The sequence below is a fragment of the Dokdonia sp. genome, from assembly GCF_039945015.1.
In the GTDB taxonomy this organism is placed as follows: domain Bacteria; phylum Bacteroidota; class Bacteroidia; order Flavobacteriales; family Flavobacteriaceae; genus Dokdonia.
Genome location: NZ_JBDUXP010000021.1, coordinates 111,306 through 127,823, shown reverse-complemented (window position 1 = coordinate 127,823; position 16,518 = coordinate 111,306). Strand labels below are relative to the sequence as shown.

General features: G+C 33.3%; 17 protein-coding genes. 14 read left to right on the top strand and 3 right to left on the bottom strand.

The annotated features are described in order from the left end of the window. Nucleotides 1–498 precede the first annotated feature (498 nt). Nucleotides 499–1,119 carry a trimeric intracellular cation channel family protein gene (locus ABJD27_RS16845; RefSeq protein WP_348173540.1) on the bottom strand — a complete coding sequence of 207 codons (621 nt, stop codon included), beginning with the start codon at nt 1,117–1,119 and terminating at the stop codon, nt 499–501. Then, entirely contained in the window at nt 1,119–1,841 is a 723-nt protein-coding gene (locus ABJD27_RS16840) for an RDD family protein (RefSeq protein ID WP_348173542.1), read from the bottom strand. The genes ABJD27_RS16845 and ABJD27_RS16840 overlap by 1 nt, the downstream gene beginning before the upstream one ends. Nucleotides 1,842–1,877: 36 nt before the next feature. Here ABJD27_RS16840 and ABJD27_RS16835 point away from each other — a divergent pair, with 36 nt between their 5' ends. From ABJD27_RS16835 to ABJD27_RS16780, 12 genes are all read left to right on the top strand, one after another. Next, entirely contained in the window at nt 1,878–2,870 is a 993-nt protein-coding gene (locus ABJD27_RS16835; protein WP_348173544.1) for a stage II sporulation protein M, read from the top strand. Continuing rightward, complete coding sequence (locus ABJD27_RS16830; RefSeq protein ID WP_348173546.1) at nt 2,871–3,845, top strand: hypothetical protein; 975 nt, start codon at nt 2,871–2,873, stop codon at nt 3,843–3,845. Continuing rightward, the gene (locus ABJD27_RS16825) at nt 3,845–4,615 is read left to right on the top strand and encodes a DUF4129 domain-containing protein (RefSeq protein ID WP_348173548.1); all 771 of its coding nucleotides are present in this window, start codon (nt 3,845–3,847) and stop codon (nt 4,613–4,615) included. The genes ABJD27_RS16830 and ABJD27_RS16825 overlap by 1 nt, the downstream gene beginning before the upstream one ends. Further along, the gene (locus ABJD27_RS16820) at nt 4,612–5,826 is read left to right on the top strand and encodes a DUF4350 domain-containing protein (RefSeq protein ID WP_348173550.1); all 1,215 of its coding nucleotides are present in this window, start codon (nt 4,612–4,614) and stop codon (nt 5,824–5,826) included. Before ABJD27_RS16825 ends, ABJD27_RS16820 begins: the two co-directional genes overlap by 4 nt. 1 nt (nt 5,827) lies before the next feature. Then, nucleotides 5,828–6,919 (top strand): MoxR family ATPase, encoded by a 1,092-nt coding sequence (locus ABJD27_RS16815; protein ID WP_348173552.1) that lies wholly within the window; start codon nt 5,828–5,830, stop codon nt 6,917–6,919. Between the two features lie 55 nt (nt 6,920–6,974). Further along, complete coding sequence (locus ABJD27_RS16810; RefSeq protein WP_348173554.1) at nt 6,975–8,261, top strand: DUF58 domain-containing protein; 1,287 nt, start codon at nt 6,975–6,977, stop codon at nt 8,259–8,261. 99 nt (nt 8,262–8,360) lie between these two features. Then, nucleotides 8,361–9,809, top strand: coding sequence for a hypothetical protein (locus tag ABJD27_RS16805; protein ID WP_348173556.1), 1,449 nt, complete (start codon nt 8,361–8,363; stop codon nt 9,807–9,809). 33 nt (nt 9,810–9,842) lie between these two features. Then, nucleotides 9,843–11,258: a hypothetical protein gene (locus ABJD27_RS16800; RefSeq protein ID WP_348173558.1), complete on the top strand. Its 1,416-nt coding sequence runs from the start codon at nt 9,843–9,845 to the stop codon at nt 11,256–11,258. 5 nt (nt 11,259–11,263) lie between these two features. Next, on the top strand, nt 11,264–12,259 hold the full coding sequence (locus ABJD27_RS16795; RefSeq protein WP_348173560.1) for a M64 family metallopeptidase: 996 nt from the start codon (nt 11,264–11,266) through the stop codon (nt 12,257–12,259). Between the two features lie 208 nt (nt 12,260–12,467). After that, the gene (gene purB / locus ABJD27_RS16790) at nt 12,468–13,811 is read left to right on the top strand and encodes an adenylosuccinate lyase (RefSeq protein ID WP_348173562.1); all 1,344 of its coding nucleotides are present in this window, start codon (nt 12,468–12,470) and stop codon (nt 13,809–13,811) included. Next, entirely contained in the window at nt 13,811–14,050 is a 240-nt protein-coding gene (locus ABJD27_RS16785) for a hypothetical protein (RefSeq protein ID WP_348173563.1), read from the top strand. Before purB ends, ABJD27_RS16785 begins: the two co-directional genes overlap by 1 nt. Before the next feature lie 75 nt (nt 14,051–14,125). Beyond that, nucleotides 14,126–14,638, top strand: coding sequence for an OmpH family outer membrane protein (locus ABJD27_RS16780; RefSeq protein ID WP_348173565.1), 513 nt, complete (start codon nt 14,126–14,128; stop codon nt 14,636–14,638). 306 nt (nt 14,639–14,944) lie between these two features. On the opposite strand, the gene ABJD27_RS16775 is transcribed toward ABJD27_RS16780, so the two are convergent. Beyond that, nucleotides 14,945–15,331, bottom strand: coding sequence for a nucleoside triphosphate pyrophosphohydrolase family protein (locus ABJD27_RS16775; protein WP_348173567.1), 387 nt, complete (start codon nt 15,329–15,331; stop codon nt 14,945–14,947). Between the two features lie 145 nt (nt 15,332–15,476). On the opposite strand from ABJD27_RS16775, the gene ABJD27_RS16770 reads away from it, so the two are divergent. Continuing rightward, nucleotides 15,477–15,665, top strand: a complete 189-nt coding sequence (locus tag ABJD27_RS16770) for a hypothetical protein (protein WP_348173569.1) — start codon at nt 15,477–15,479, stop codon at nt 15,663–15,665. A 157-nt stretch (nt 15,666–15,822) separates the two neighbouring features. Beyond that, nucleotides 15,823–16,344: a hypothetical protein gene (locus tag ABJD27_RS16765; protein WP_348202071.1), complete on the top strand. Its 522-nt coding sequence runs from the start codon at nt 15,823–15,825 to the stop codon at nt 16,342–16,344. The last annotated feature ends 174 nt before the right edge of the window (nt 16,345–16,518 follow it).

The following is a 16,518-nucleotide window of genomic DNA, read 5'->3' as shown; positions in this document are numbered from 1 at the left end:
AACCTATTTTATAACATAGTTTTATGATATATATACAGATCGGGTTAAATAATTGTTAATCCTCATATTGAAATAAAACTTTAAGCAAATAACAGCGTCTATATAAGTAATAGACAAAGATTTCAAAAAAGAGATTTTATAAATTAATTAGAGATGGTCAGACGCCTTTTAATTCGTTTTGATGGTTAGTGTTAATTAGAGGCAATGTCTACCGCAAAATCCCAGAGTTTTTGCTCTGGGATTTCATCTCTAAAAAATTGATTAAAAGATAGTTAATACTCTTTATAGGTTAAATAATTGTTAATCTCCAATAAAACTGAAATTATGGCAATAAAATTGCGTCTATAAGTATATACAATCAAAAAATACAGAAAAGGATTTTTATAAATTATTTGAATTAGCCTTCTTACTTATAAAAACAACTCTTAATATACTTGATTGAATTAAGCTAAATATAAAAGCTCTCTGTCACTAGAGAGCTTTATTCTTTTATATTGTTTACACTTTTTCTACTTTTTTATAAAGGCTAGGTAATTGCCACTTAAAAATGACGGCTAGAATACGTATGATCATAATAACTAGTCCAGCTAAAACCATAGATAACGTTTGAGAAATCTCAAATTGAGTTAGAAATAGATAGACTGTAGCGCCAAGAATACAGGCTGTTGCATAGATTTCTTTATGAAAAATAATAGGAATATCATTACACAAAATATCTCGTAGTACACCTCCAAAACATGCAGATACAGTTCCCAAAATCACACAGATAATTGGATCAAGACCAAACGTTAGACTTATCTGTACTCCTGTAACAGTATATAATCCTATCCCTATCGTGTCAAATAGGAATAAAGAACGTCTAAAATATCTAAGTTTATTTCTAAATATCACTGCAAAAATAACAGTACCAAGAATCACATACGGAAATACTTGATCCTGCATCCAAGTTACTGGTGTCTTTCCTATAAGGAGATCTCTCAACGTACCTCCACCTATAGAAGTTATTAAAGCAATAATAAGAATTCCAAAAGCATCCATACGTTTGTGCATGGCCGTAAGTACTCCCGAAATAGCAAAAGCAATCGTTCCTAAAATATCAATAAGGGTAATGATTTCCATTATTGTTGTGTATAGTAATTATAATCTGAGATCACTTGTTCTACAAATTTAATGTTTGTCTCTTCTGGAGTTACTCCCATTTTTAATTGTAATCGTTCTGCAAGTTTTACAATCACATTATGATTACTATGACGTTTTGCATCACTAAATAATGTTTTAATCTTCTGTACATCCTGATCATTAAACACTGTAACTTGAGGGTAAACTGGTACATAATTTTCTGGTATCTTCACTAGTAATGTATCTACTAGTCGCACTCTTTTTTTCTCGCTTATGAGGGTTGTCCCAGCTGCCATATCACCTAATCGCTGCCCTTTATCACTCATTAAAATACTAACAACAGCCACTCCTCCACTTGTCAAACTAATATCTATAATACGCATAATCCATCTTACAAAATAACTACCAAACCCCGGTTTTGATCCATCTAATTTTACAACTCGTAATTTCATCGCCGATTTCCCTGGAGTTTTTCCATTCCAAAATGTCTCAAAAAATAAATGATATAAAAAAGAAGGCAACCCTATAACCAAGAAAAATACCCATATATCACGATCATTCGTTCCGTCAGAGGCAAAAGCTCCTAAAAGAAATAAAGATAGAATCCAATAACTAAAGAGAATAAGCGCATCTATTAAATATGCAAGTAATCGTTCTCCTATTCCTGCAACATTTTGATAAATACTTACATTTTGAGCGGTTTCTATTTGAAAATTATCCATTTATTCTCTTTCTTTACTTTCTAATTTTTTTATTAAATGCGCGAAGCGGCTTTTGTTAAGCAAAATAAGGATAAATGGTTGAAGTTTGAAAATGTTATCACTAACAAAAGTCAAATACATCCCGATGAACTTTCTAGTCTCTACATTGAAGTAACGGATCATCTCAGTTATGCCCAAACATTTTACCCCCAAAGTAAGACTTTAGAGTATCTTAACCACATTGCCTCTCAATCACATCAAATCATTTATAAAACTAAGAAAGAATCGAGTAAACGATTTATTACTTTTTTTACAGAAGAGTTTCCTCTTTTGATGTATCAATATCAAAAACAGCTTCTTATTGCTTTTCTAACGTTCTTATTATTTACAATCATAGGCGCCTATAGTGCTGCACATGACGGTACATTTGTTCGATCTATACTAGGTGACGGTTATGTAAATATGACATTAGATAATATAGATCAAGGAGACCCTATGCGGGTTTATAAAGAACAGGGAGAACTCAATATGTTTTTAGGAATAACCATCAATAATATACGAGTAGCACTATACGCCTTTATTTATGGAATCCTTTTTTCTATAGGATCTCTATATATCATTATGCAAAATGCAATTATGTTAGGTAGTTTTCAATACTTTTTCTTTGAGCAAGGATTAGGATGGGAATCCGTACGCACGATATGGATTCACGGAACCATAGAGATCTCTGTTATTATTATAGCTGGATGTGCAGGTATGGTTGTAGGTAATAGCATTTTATTCCCTGGCACATATACACGATTGGTTTCTTTTAAAAGAGGTGTAAAAAATGGACTAAAAATAGTAATCAGTACAATTCCTTTTTTCATAATTGCAGGATTTTTAGAAGGTTTTGTAACGCGCCATACAGAAATGCCCGATTGGTTAGCCATACTCATTATAGGAGGATCGCTTATACTTATCATTTTTTATTATGTAATCTATCCAAGACAACAGCATAAAAAAGAACTACTAAAACACATGAATACGCCAGAAATTCCAACATTTTAAATGATACAATCCAACTATATAGAATTAAAAAAAAAGAGAGAGATAGGAGAAATTCTATCAGACACTTTTACATTTTTAAGAAGTAATTTTAAAGTCATCTTTAAAGTACTCGCAAAAACAACTGGAATACCTTTTATAATACTTATCGTTGCGATTGTATATTATAATACAACATCGTCAGAATTAGTAGACGTAATAAGTGGTATAGGCGCTCCAAATTTTGATATTGTCCAATTTATCATCTCTTTTATCATTTTAATGATTGCTGCAATGACATATAACGGACTCTTATATGGATCTATTTCTGAATACATAAAGGAATATAATAACACTACTGGAAATCCAAACATAGAGACTGTTCTTCAAAAAATAAAAACCAACACAAGTAAATTTATAGGATTAGCCTTTGCAAATCTAGTCTATGTCATTTTAGGGCCTGTCTTATTAATGATACTTGGGATTTTCTTAATAGGTTCGGGATCAGCGGCTATTATTTTTGGAGTTCTTATTTTTATTTTTGCAATCGTTCTTATGGTATATTTATATACTAAATATACAGTGATTTTTCCCTCTATTACTAATGCAAATACAAGCATATCAAATAGTTTTACCATTAGTGGAAAACTCATCAAAAATGAATGGTGGATTACTTTTGTAACACTTATTGTTTTAGGAATAATTATAGGAGTGATTAGTTTTGTTTTTCAACTACCAGCCGTTATTTACGATGTATCTAAAGAATTTACAGGATCTAATACATTTTCTGTTTCAGATGATTCGATAGATTGGGTTTTCGTGATACTAACTACTATATCTAATGCTATTTCATATATCCTTTATCTTATTTTAGCTATAGCATCAAATTTCATTTATTTTAATCTCAATGAGCGCAAAAATCAATCAGGTTCCTTAGAAAGGATAGATACTATAGGTGAATCTGATGATGCAAATGATAATTTTATTAAGAGGTTCTAATGAAGCGTCGTATTTTATGCCTTATTGTTTTAATTATTTCGCTTTGCGCGAAAAATGCCCATGCGGTTTCATCATCTATTGAAACCGTTAAGCAAGATAGTATCATAGTACAACAAGAACTCCAAAAAGATACCTCTACCCTTTCTCCTGTTACTCTAGATCAAGATCAAATACGAGAATACAAAAATGATGAAGAGTTTAATTATGTAGAAGCCTTACCTGAAGATAATTGGTGGACACGTTTTAAACAATGGGCATACAATACTTGGAATAGTTTTATTAGATGGATATTCGGTAGTGATGAAGTTACTGGTTTTACAGCTGTTTTACTTAAATTACTCCCGTATATATTTGTTATTGGATTGCTCTTCTTATTAGTATGGGTATTTTCAAAAATGGACACTGGAGATTTATTGCTAGAGAAAAAACAAACTGCGCAAGCATTTATGTCTGATGATGAAGAATTGATCAAGCATGAAGACATACAATTGCTTATTAATAAAGCAATTGATTCTGGTAATTATAGACTTGCCATACGATTTTATTACTTATTATCTCTTCAAAAAATGAGTGGTAAAGAGCTCATTGAATGGCAAGTACAAAAAACAAATCACGAATATATTTATGAAGTAGAAGATGTAGGTATACGCAACCAATTTAGACTTGTCACAGATATTTATGATTATATATGGTATGGGAATTTTGAAGTAGATAAGCAATCGTTTGAAAAAGCACAATCTACTTTCGTAACATTAACAAACAAATTATGAGCAATAAATTTAAAATACTTGCTGGTGTTTTGTTGACGTTAATAGCGGTATTGATTTATCTTGAATCCAATCAAGAAGATCCAATAAATTGGTATTCCAGTTACTCCAAGTCAGATAAAATTCCTTATGGTACTTTTGTGCTTTATAATACCCTTAAAGAAACAAGGACAGAAGATAACTTTAAAGAAATATCACGTCCTCCCTATGAATTTTTAGCAGATAGTAATCATCAAAGAGGTACCTATTTTTTTAATAATGACTTTATCAATTTTGATGAAGCAGAATCGTTACAACTCTTAGATTGGGTCTCTCGTGGTAACACTCTATACGTAGGAGCCAGCGGAATAGGAGAAACAATTTTAGATACCTTATCATTAGAAATAGAAGCCTTGTATCAATTGGATAATCTAGAACGAGAACCTCATATGGAACTTGTCCATCCCGAACTTAAAAAAGAGCATCCATACACATTAGATCTAGACATACAAACTTTTTATTTTAAAGAGGTAGATACCATAAACACCATTGTTTTAGGTGAATATGATTATATAAAAAATAAAGATTCTCTTACGTTAAGAGAGCCTAAAGTACATTTTATAAAACAAGCCTTTGGAGAAGGAACCATCATTATACATCTTATGTCTGATGTTTTTGTCAATTACTTTATGCTACATAATTCAAATTATGTGTATACAGAAGCTGCTTTAAAGTACATTCCAGAAAACGAAACTATTTTTTGGGATAATCATTATAAAAATGGAAAAACTATACAGACATCTCCTCTTTATATGTTGTTTAAGAACCGATATCTTAAATGGGCCTATTATATGTTACTCATAGGTGTCGTACTATGGGTATTTTTTGAGGGGAAACGAAAACAAAGAGCAATCCCTATCATAAAACCACTTCCTAATCAAACATTAGCTTTTACAAAAACCATTGCAGGAATGTATCTTGAAAAGCAAGATCATAAAAGCATTGCATTACATCAAATTAATCATTTTATGGAGTACATCCGTAATGAATACTCCATAGAAACAGCAGATAGAGGTTTAGATTTTATTGAACGGCTTGCCTCAAAATCAGATAATACACAAGAGGACACAAAACGATTAATGGATTATATTACATCCATTAATCAGAAGTATCCTATTACACAAGAAGAATTATTAAAACTAAATAAGCTCATAGAGGCTTTTAAAACTAAATAATATGGACGATTTAATAGGATCTGGAGTACCAGAAGATGGAAAAGAAAACAATCCATTACCACAAGATCTACCTTCGGCGACTCCAGAAGAGATAATACAAGATACTGCAAACTCTGATGAAAAGCTTACGTTTACAAATCGTATCCCATTAGAAGAACTCCGTGGTGCAGCAAATCAGATACGTGAAGAACTAGCAAAAATTATAATAGGACAATCAGAATTTATTGAACTTCTTATTGTTGCCTTACTTTCTGATGGTCATGTACTTATAGAAGGGGTTCCTGGAATTGCAAAAACGATCACTGCAAAACTCTTTGCAAAAACACTCGATACACAATTTAGTCGTTTACAATTTACACCAGACCTTATGCCTAGTGATGTATTAGGTACTTCTATACTCAATATGAAAAGTAGTGAGTTTGAATTTAAAAAAGGACCTATTTTCTCTAACATTGTGCTTATAGATGAGATCAATCGTGCACCTGCAAAAACGCAAGCTGCGCTTTTTGAAGTGATGGAAGAACGTCAGATTACCATTGATGGTACACGCTATCCTATGAACCCTCCATTTATGGTGCTTGCTACTCAAAACCCCGTAGAACAAGAAGGAACCTATGCATTACCCGAAGCACAGTTAGATCGTTTCTTATTCAAAATAAAAGTAGACTATCCGTCTTTAAGTCAAGAAGTAGATATCTTAAAGAGTCACCATAATCGCAAAGGCATTATTTCAAAGGATACAATCAAAGCAGTACTAAACCCTGCAAAACTAACCTCCTTTAGAGCACAAACTCAAGAAGTAATTATAGAAGAAAAAATACTTAATTATATCGCAGAGATTGTTGTAAAATCACGTACGCATCCACACTTATACCTTGGAGGGTCTCCACGTGCTTCTCTTGCCATTATGAATGCGTCTAAAGCCTTTGCTGCTATTTCTGGACGTGATTTTGTTATCCCAGAAGATGTAAAACGCTCTGTAGTTCCAGTAATGCGTCATCGTATTATCTTATCTCCCGAAAGAGAAATGGAAGGGATGACGACAGAACAAGTTATTGAGATGATTGTACAATCTATAGAAATCCCTAGGTAGATTGGTAGTCATCCGTTTTATAAAGTCCTTGTTTATAAGCAATAGAATCTTCTATGTGTTAACATTCATTGCAGTGGTGTACCTTCTTTCTTATTGGTTTCATTCACTGTTTCCGTTGGCAGGGTTACTATTATTTGGACTTGCAGTACTTTTCTTTTTGGATTGTTTAGTCTTATTTCGCGGAAGCGAACGCATCATAGCACAACGATTATTACCAGAAAAATTTTCAAATAGTGATCCAAATGAATTACCCGTTATTATTCAAAATAAATATGGTTTTGCAGTAGATGTTGATATTATAGATGAGATTCCTGTACAGTTTCAAAAAAGAGATTTTATAAAAACACTTCATATACCTACAAAAGAATCTAAAGAATACACCTATAACTTGCGTCCTGTTGAGCGTGGAGAATACACTTTTGGATTTCTAAATCTTTATGTAAGTAGTCGTATCGGACTTGTAAAACGACGGTATCGTTTTGAGAAAGATCAGATGGTAAAAGTATATCCTTCATTTGTACAGATGAAGAAATATGCCTTCCTAGCTCTTGACAATAGACTCTCACTTCACGGGATGAAAAAAATACGTCGTATAGGACATACAATGGAATTTGAACAAATTAAAGAGTATGTACTAGGCGATGATGCACGTACGATTAACTGGAAAGCAACCGCAAAAAGAGCGAGCTTAATGGTCAATCAATTTCAGGATGAAAAATCACAACCTATCTACACCATCATCGATGCAAGTCGTGTCATGAAAATGCCTTTTAAAGATTTGTCCTTACTTGATTATGCTATTAATAGCACCCTCGCTTTTTCTAACATTGCACTCAAGAAAAAAGATAAAGTAGGACTACTCACTTTTGCCGAGAATATCAAAAATCATGTCCCTGCAAGTAGCAAAAAAACACAACTCAATACGATTCTAGAAGTACTTTATAATATAAATACAAAGTTTTTAGATAGTGATTTTAGTAGATTATATGGACAAATAAAACGTAAAATAACACACCGTAGTTTATTACTTTTATATACTAATTTTGAGCATATTTCTGCATTAGAACGGCAGTTGGTATACTTAAAGGCGCTTTCGCGAAAGCATGTCCTTGTGGTTATCTTTTTTCAGAATACAGAATTGGACGAACTTATCCATTCAAAAGCAAAAGATCTTCCATCTGTATACCATAAGACCATTGCACAAAAATCTGACTACGATAAAAAAGTCATGATAAAAACATTAAAAAAACACGGTATTCAAACCATCCTCACCAAACCCGAAGACCTCACTGTCAATACGATTAACAAATATCTTGAGATCAAAGCAAAAGGGCTTATATAACCCTTATCATCACGAGTTTTCTAAAATTATTTTACATTTATAACGCAACCTTTCTTCATAAATCTAGATAATTAGGTATACACTAATTAAAAACAGATTATGAAAAAATCCATTCTAAGCATACTTACACTTCTTGCAATTTTAACCTCTATATACAGTTGTCAAAGTGATGATGATACGACACCTACTCCTACTCCAGAAACTGAAGAAGTAGATGAAAGTAGTAATCTAGAAACTATCATTGAAGAAATTTTAAATACAAACCCTGATGGATGGAAAATAGCATCTGCAAGCCTATCTAACAATACAGTATCCAATTTAGATATTACAAATTTGTACAACGTACAAGACGATCGTTTTGAATTCTCTGCGGCTTCTACATTTGGAATGAATTTGAAATGGCTAGAGGCATATCAAATCAATACTAATGCTATAGATCAAGAAACGGTAAAGACAGATAATTACATAAGATCTTCAGACATTATACTTACTTCTATAAGCATAGGTAGCCCATATCTATTTACAAATGCTCAAGGAAATATAATAATTACATATGATTCAGACACCTCAACACTTACCGGGGAAATACAATCGCAAAACGAATCAGAAACACTAATAATTACGTTTACAGCTGTAACTGCATCAGATTTTCAGGACATTGAAACACCACAAAACTTTAATTTGGTATTTAGTGCAGATACATCACAACCCGTTATTGGGCTAAACTACTCATATGCTACAAATAGTCTATTTGCAATGGCACATAATTTTGATGTCCTATCTGTATATAAGTATGACGAAAACAATCTAGTTACCTCAAGCATAAGTACAACAGATAGTACTATCGGAAGTGATCAATTTGAATTTATAAATGGTAAGCTTACATGGGTTTCAAATTTTAGCAGTGCAGAGATAGATTATAATCTTACACAAGTTATTACGGGTAATGGTATAGATTTTACACCAGACAATCAACATAGAATTACAGCAGAAAACGATACAATTTATGCTGTAGGTGGTTATGGAGGTTATTTATCAGATCAAATTACTGTCTTATCACCATCTGATGCTAGTTTCTTAGAGTTAGGAAATATGCCTTCAGAAAGAGCACTAGCAGATGTTACTGTTGTAGACAGTGATCTCTATATCTTTGGAGGCTTCTATATAGACCCAACTGGAAACTTCTCGTATTATGATTCTATTTTAAAACATGATCTTGCTACTGGGGATCTTTTAGAGACTATTCCTCTAGGTGTTACTTTAATAGATAGCTATGTCTCTCGTAAGGGTGAACTTATCTATGTAGCTGGTCGTATATTATTAACTAATTCTAGCAATGGAGGCATTGGGGAAACTAGAAGATACTTTGGGGTATACAATACAGCTACAGAAACCCTTCAAGAAATTGATATTGATAATCTGCTACCTACTGATCGTAGAATAAGAGGTTTCGCCATTTCAGAAAACGCCATGTATTTTGCTTTTGATGAAGTAAATACAAGTACTGGATTCTGGACAATAGATGTTTACCAAGCATCTATTAACTAATTAATAACCATATCACAATAACACATATCAATCATGAAAAAATCCATTCTAAGCATACTTACACTTCTTGCAATTTTAACCTCTATATACAGTTGTCAAAGTGATGACGATGTTGAAGGGACGTTTCCCCCACCAACTGAGGAAACTGCAGATATAGAGGCAATCATTGAACGACTTACGGGAGGTAGTACAAAAACTTGGAAAATAGAAGAAGGCTTTGTCGTTTTAAACGATGGAGGTAATGCTGGTTTTGTAGATGAATACAATGTACAGGATGATGAATTTAGATTTACACTAGACAACGGAAATGTTTCGTTAGTTTGGAAAAAAGGATTTGGTATGAATATCAATGTAGATACATTTGAAGAATTCTTTTCTGACAAAAATGAAGCTTCTGTTACCTACCAAGTAACTATAGATCCTGATACAGGAGTCTTAAGTCTTAATCAAAGTGGCATTACATTACAACTAGCAGAAAATGTAGATGTAGGCACAATCAATCTCATACAAACTGATGGACAAACAGATTTAAGTATTAGTCTTTCTCCTAAAACCGCTGCAGATTATATACAGGTAGCTAATACACTTTCAAGTCCTCAAGAATTATTTAGTTTTAATACTGGGATTGCTAGAGTAGGTTTTAAAGTATCCCAATCACAAAATAGTCTTTATCTTACAAATAGAAATGACCTGGTACAAAGTCAACAACTAGCATTTAAATATAATTTAGGAAACAATACATTAACTTCCATTGATTTTTTATTACCCGATTTTGCTACTAAAAATATTGAATTTATAGAAGGAAACGTTTTAAGTCTAGGAGGCGCTAGATTTCAAACATTAGATTATGAATTAACAGGCGTACAATCGTTTATTGAAATAGATCCATTCACGACACTTATATTTAATGGGACAGCCTCACTAGATGATACCGTTTATAGTTTTGGAAATTCAAGTAGTAGTGATCTAATTTCAACATGGAATACCGGAGATGCAAGTATGCAAGCACTAGCTACAATAGGTGCTCCGTCGGATATTGCTTTTATGGATGGTGAAATTATTGATCAGATATTATACATATTTGGAGGTTGGGATTCAGATTTCCCTGGATCAAACACCCTATATACATATGATATAAATACAGGAGATCAAAACCAAATACAACTGCCTGTTGTCATCCAACAAGCTTTTACATCTACAGTAGAAAACCTTATATATGTCCTAGGAGTAGAACCATTCAGTACCGCTCAAAATAGAGTTTTTGGAGCATATAATACACTAGATGGCAGTTTTCAAGAAATAAACACAGATAGTTTGGATGCTATTTTAGCAAATAAAATTATAGAACAATTTCAAGTTACTGGTGATAAAGCATATTTTGTAATTTCTGAAAATTTAGGAGCGCCTAATGGTTTTACGAATAGAGTGTATGAAGCAACTTTAAATTAAACCCTATGAAAACAATAAAAATCATTTTAGGAATTCTTTTAGCTATCAGTATTTACTCATGCTCAGGAGATGACAACGATCGCTTTAAACCTGTTGTTGCAGAAGACCTCGAGTTCTTTCAGGACGGAGAGGTAGAGATGCTTTTTGACAATGCGGGTCCAGATGGTATCACTATGGTATTTATAGGAGAAGGATACATCAAAGAAGATTTAGGAAAAATATATGGGACTTATAGAACAGATGCCGAGCGTTACTTTGACTATTTATTTAGTATAGAACCCTTTGCAAGTTATCAAGAACATTTTAATGCAGCTATTATTTATACAGAATCACAATCACGTACAATTCCGCATGAAGCAACTACAGACAGTACTGCATTAGGGGCGTATACGTATCTAGGATGGACAGGCAGAAACTTTTATAGTGCATCATCAGACAAAATTGATTTTTACAAAAACAAACTCCCATCTGGGTACCAAACCAACAGTAATACCCTTATTGTTCTTAACGAGCGCGCTGGCGGAAATGCCTGTTATGCATGTGATATTGCATTTTCAGGGAGTTCATCAGAAACCACCATGGTCCATGAAATTGGACACTCCTTTGGAGCATTAGGAGATGAGTACGAATTACCAAATCAAAGCAATCCACCTAATGCAACTTTTTCACCTAATCTAGATGTGACAGATGATCTCACTCAAATTAAATGGAATCATTTTATCAATCGACCGGGGTATGAAAATGTAAGAGCTTTTGAAGGAGGAGGATATGTATCTACAGGAGTGTGGAGGCCTCAAATAGAAAGTATAATGAGAGGAGGAAGCTCCATATTAGCAGATCGTTTTAACGCTCCAAGTAGAGAAGCCATTGTAAAAAGAATTTATGAAATACGAGGATTATCATACGATCTTGAAACATTTTTAGCAAATGATAATCATACAAGAACCGCCATTCCTACTTCAAGAAAAACAGGCCCTCTACCAGTAGGATGTTTACATTAAAGTATCATACAAAACAAAAGAGGTGTTTGTTTCCTAAACTTGACAATACGAAGATGAAAAGATAATCCTCTACCATTTTTACATATTTGAATTTGCCATGAAGAAGAAAAAAGGATGTGCTTTTTAGCGCATCCTTTTTATTACATGATATTGTTGTAGTACCCTATAGGTTTCTTTATCTTTGCCCCCTTATAAAAAACTACATCATATGTCGTTGTCACCATTACAAGCCATTTCACCTATTGATGGTCGTTATGCATCAAAAACCGAATCGCTTGTACCTTTCTTTTCTGAAGAAGCACTTATAAAATATCGAGTAAAAGTAGAGATAGAATACTTTATCGCATTATGTGAACTACCACTTCCCCAATTAGAAAGTGTAGACAAACATTCTTATATCGCTTTGCGCGAAATTTACTCTGACTTCACTACCCAAGATGCGCAAGCCATTAAAGACATTGAGAAAGTAACCAACCATGATGTAAAAGCTGTCGAATACTTTATCAAAGAAAAATTTGACGCTTTAAACCTAGAAGCCTATAAAGAATTTATCCATTTTGGATTAACCTCTCAAGACATTAATAATACAGCCATCCCTATGAGTTTAAAGGATGCTGTAAACCAAACATACATTCCACAATTACTAGAAGTTGTAGATCATTTACGACAACTAGTAGATGAATGGTCATCTATCACTTTACTAGCACGTACTCACGGACAACCTGCTTCTCCTACCCGATTAGGAAAAGAGATCGAAGTATTTGTTGTACGTATAGAAGAACAACTCAATCTATTAAATGATATCCCAAGTGCCGCAAAATTTGGCGGTGCAACAGGAAATTTCAATGCACATAAAGTAGCCTACCCGATGGTAGACTGGAAGAAATTTGGACATGACTTTGTACACGATACCTTAAAGTTACATCACTCCTTCCCTACTACACAGATAGAGCATTACGATCATATGGCGGCACTTTTTGATGGTTTAAAACGCATCAATACCATTATCATCGATTTAAATCGTGATTTCTGGACCTACATCTCTATGGACTACTTTAAGCAGAAAATCAAAGCAGGAGAAGTAGGATCTAGTGCAATGCCACATAAAGTAAACCCTATTGATTTTGAAAACAGTGAAGGAAACTTAGGCATTGCAAATGCAATTTATGCACACCTTGCCGCAAAACTTCCTATCTCTCGTTTACAACGTGACCTTACTGACAGTACCGTACTACGTAACATCGGAGTACCTATAGGACACACCCTTATAGGATTACAATCTACCTTAAAAGGATTAAACAAACTTTTATTAAACGATAAGAAAATCGCAGCCGACCTTGAAAACAACTGGGCTGTCGTAGCCGAAGCTATTCAAACGATCTTACGTCGCGAGGCATACCCAAATCCGTATGAGGCGTTAAAAGAATTGACACGTGTTAATGAACGTATCACTCAAGAATCTATTGCTACGTTTATAGACACCTTAGAAGTAAGTGAGACTATCAAAGGAGAATTAAAAGCGATCACACCAGATAATTATACTGGGATATAATGAGACTTTTAAAACTAATATGGGATTTTAGAGGCCCTGCCGCAGCAAAAACTGCCATCCACCACGAAATACATTTGAAGGAGTTCGCTTTCGCGAAAGCGTTAACAACACAAATCACTGGTGTATCGGACCTTAGCGAACTTCACAGTATTGCATATCTCGTAGTTCAAGAAGACGAAATGAAGCCCGTAAGAGACGCTTTAAAACCCCACAGAGGACAAGTATACACTGAAAAATAATAGTTCGGCACAGATATTGGTTTCTATCTCATATATTTGCACTCGCGATGCTAAAAAACTAATAAAACACATACAATGAAGAAAATGATACTTATTGCATTTGTTGCCCTATTTTCGGTGACGACATATGCTCAAACAACAAAAGTCGGAACAGTAGACGCTGACTACATCTTATCAAAAATGCCTGAATTAACAGGAGCGCAAGAAGCACTTAAAGTATACAATCTAGATCTTGAAAAACAATTAAAGGAAAAACTAGATACGTATGATACGGTGTATAAAGCAGCAGAAGCTGGATTTGAAGCAATGACAGATGCTGAGAAAACAGCAAAACAAGAAGAACTTGCTGGTATGGAAACTGACATTACAAAATTCCGTAACAACGGAACACAACTTGTACAGTTAAAGCAAAATGAAGTCTTACAACCACTTTACAAAAAGATAGGTGATGTTGTAAGTGTTGTTGCAAAAGAATTAACATATACGCAAATCCTTAATATTGGAAACAATAATAACCTAGCGTATGTTGATCCCGCACACGATATTACTTTAAAAGTACTTGCAAAAATGGGAATCACTGTAGAGTAGTTTCTAAACAAGATATTATATAAAAAAAGCCATTCCTAGGAATGGCTTTTTTTATGTTTATAATGTATTCATTTTCGCTTTAAGCGAAAACAACAAATCATCATACGTTATATGTATACTTGATTGTTTTTCAAAATAGAGTAGTACTCTAAATTAGAGTGTTACTCTATTTTTACTATGCAATCAACAATCGGGAACTTCGGTACGATTCGCTAACAGCAAATCACTCAGTCACCCCTAGTCTAAAGAATAACAAGCTTTTATATTCTATCAGCGAGCATCGCGAGCGATCTATATTCTATACTCTTATTTCTCTAAAATCTGCTTAATATTTGGCTTAAAGTAATTAGGACCTTTGAGCACCTTCCCATCTTCACGAAAGATCGGTTTCCCATCAGCACCGAGTTTACTCATATTGCTACGTTGTATCTCATTAAAGACTTCTTCTATCTTGTCTTGCATTCCGTGCTCAATGATGGTACCGCATAAGATATAGAGCATATCACCAAGGGCATCGGCTACTTCGACAAGATCACCTGCGTCGGCAGCTTCTAGGTATTCTTCGTTTTCTTCTTTCATTAAGTTAAAACGAAGCATGTTCTTTTCTTTGGTAAGTTGTGCCGTAGGAGTTTCTTCTATTCCTAATCCAAAAGCACTATGAAATGCGTGTACGGCTGCTATTTTGTTTTTCATATTCATGCCCGCGAAGACGGGTATCTATTTTTACACCCACACTACGACTATGCTAAGCATAAACTCTGACGGGTATCTTAATTAATAATTCGTTCGTTAGTATACGACATATATCGTATTTTTGAAGTCTCTAAAATACCACAAAATGTTTAGTACTGGTCAGCTTATTTTTGTCATCTTTTTTGTTGTTGTCTTTGTAGGCTTTATTGCCTACTCGTATCGTAAAGATGCTACCCTTCATAAAAAACAGTACAAAGGATCTAAATGGGTTTTACTTGGTTTTATAGGATTTGTCGCTTTACTCTTCCTTATTAAGTTCACACTCAAAGGATAACGTTTACCGTTCATTATTGCTTCTTATCGATTTTATTTTTTGTGCTTGTACATTTCATGTAGCTTGTTGGGAGGATATACCCATTGGTGGGTATGTTTTAAGGTTGAAGAATCATTCATCTTTGAAAATACTAAAAGTAACTAATAAGCACGATCATATGAAGCATTTACATTTTATTCCAAAAAAGAACATTCCAGTATCTCTACCACCAGATGAAAATAGTAGTGATAGAAATACAATGAAAGTATTTATCCCTGTTAATGTTGACCATAATTCGACAAACATATCTGTTAAATATAGAAAAGCTTATTCTAATATATATTTAATTCAAATAATTATTAATTGTAATGTTAATGGTGGGTATCCGAAAAATATAAAATTCTGTTGCATTAATATTAAAAATGCCTATTTCAGAACACAAAATGATATAAACATGATTATGATAAACGCAAAAATTAAAAATGACTCTAGAATTCATGGAGGGAATCCAGCAAAATTTAAATTACACGATTATCCTGAATGGAATATTGACCCTATAACATTTCATATTGATGAAAACAAAAAACTTTTTCTGGAAGATAATTCTATAGATTCACAAGATACTTATATAGAAGAAGATCCTAATCTTGTTCTATATTCTTCTAAATTTGATAGTTGCACAATACCGCCTAAAGGATAAACTATTAAATATATAACATAGAAATACAAAATACCATATAGGTATTTTGTATTTTCAAATAAATCCATAACGATTATTAAACTATTAAGATTTATATATTGCTTAATTATTTTCTTCAATACTAATCAAGTAGTATCTCAAGAAGAAGAGGATCAACTACTCTTACAAGCAGAT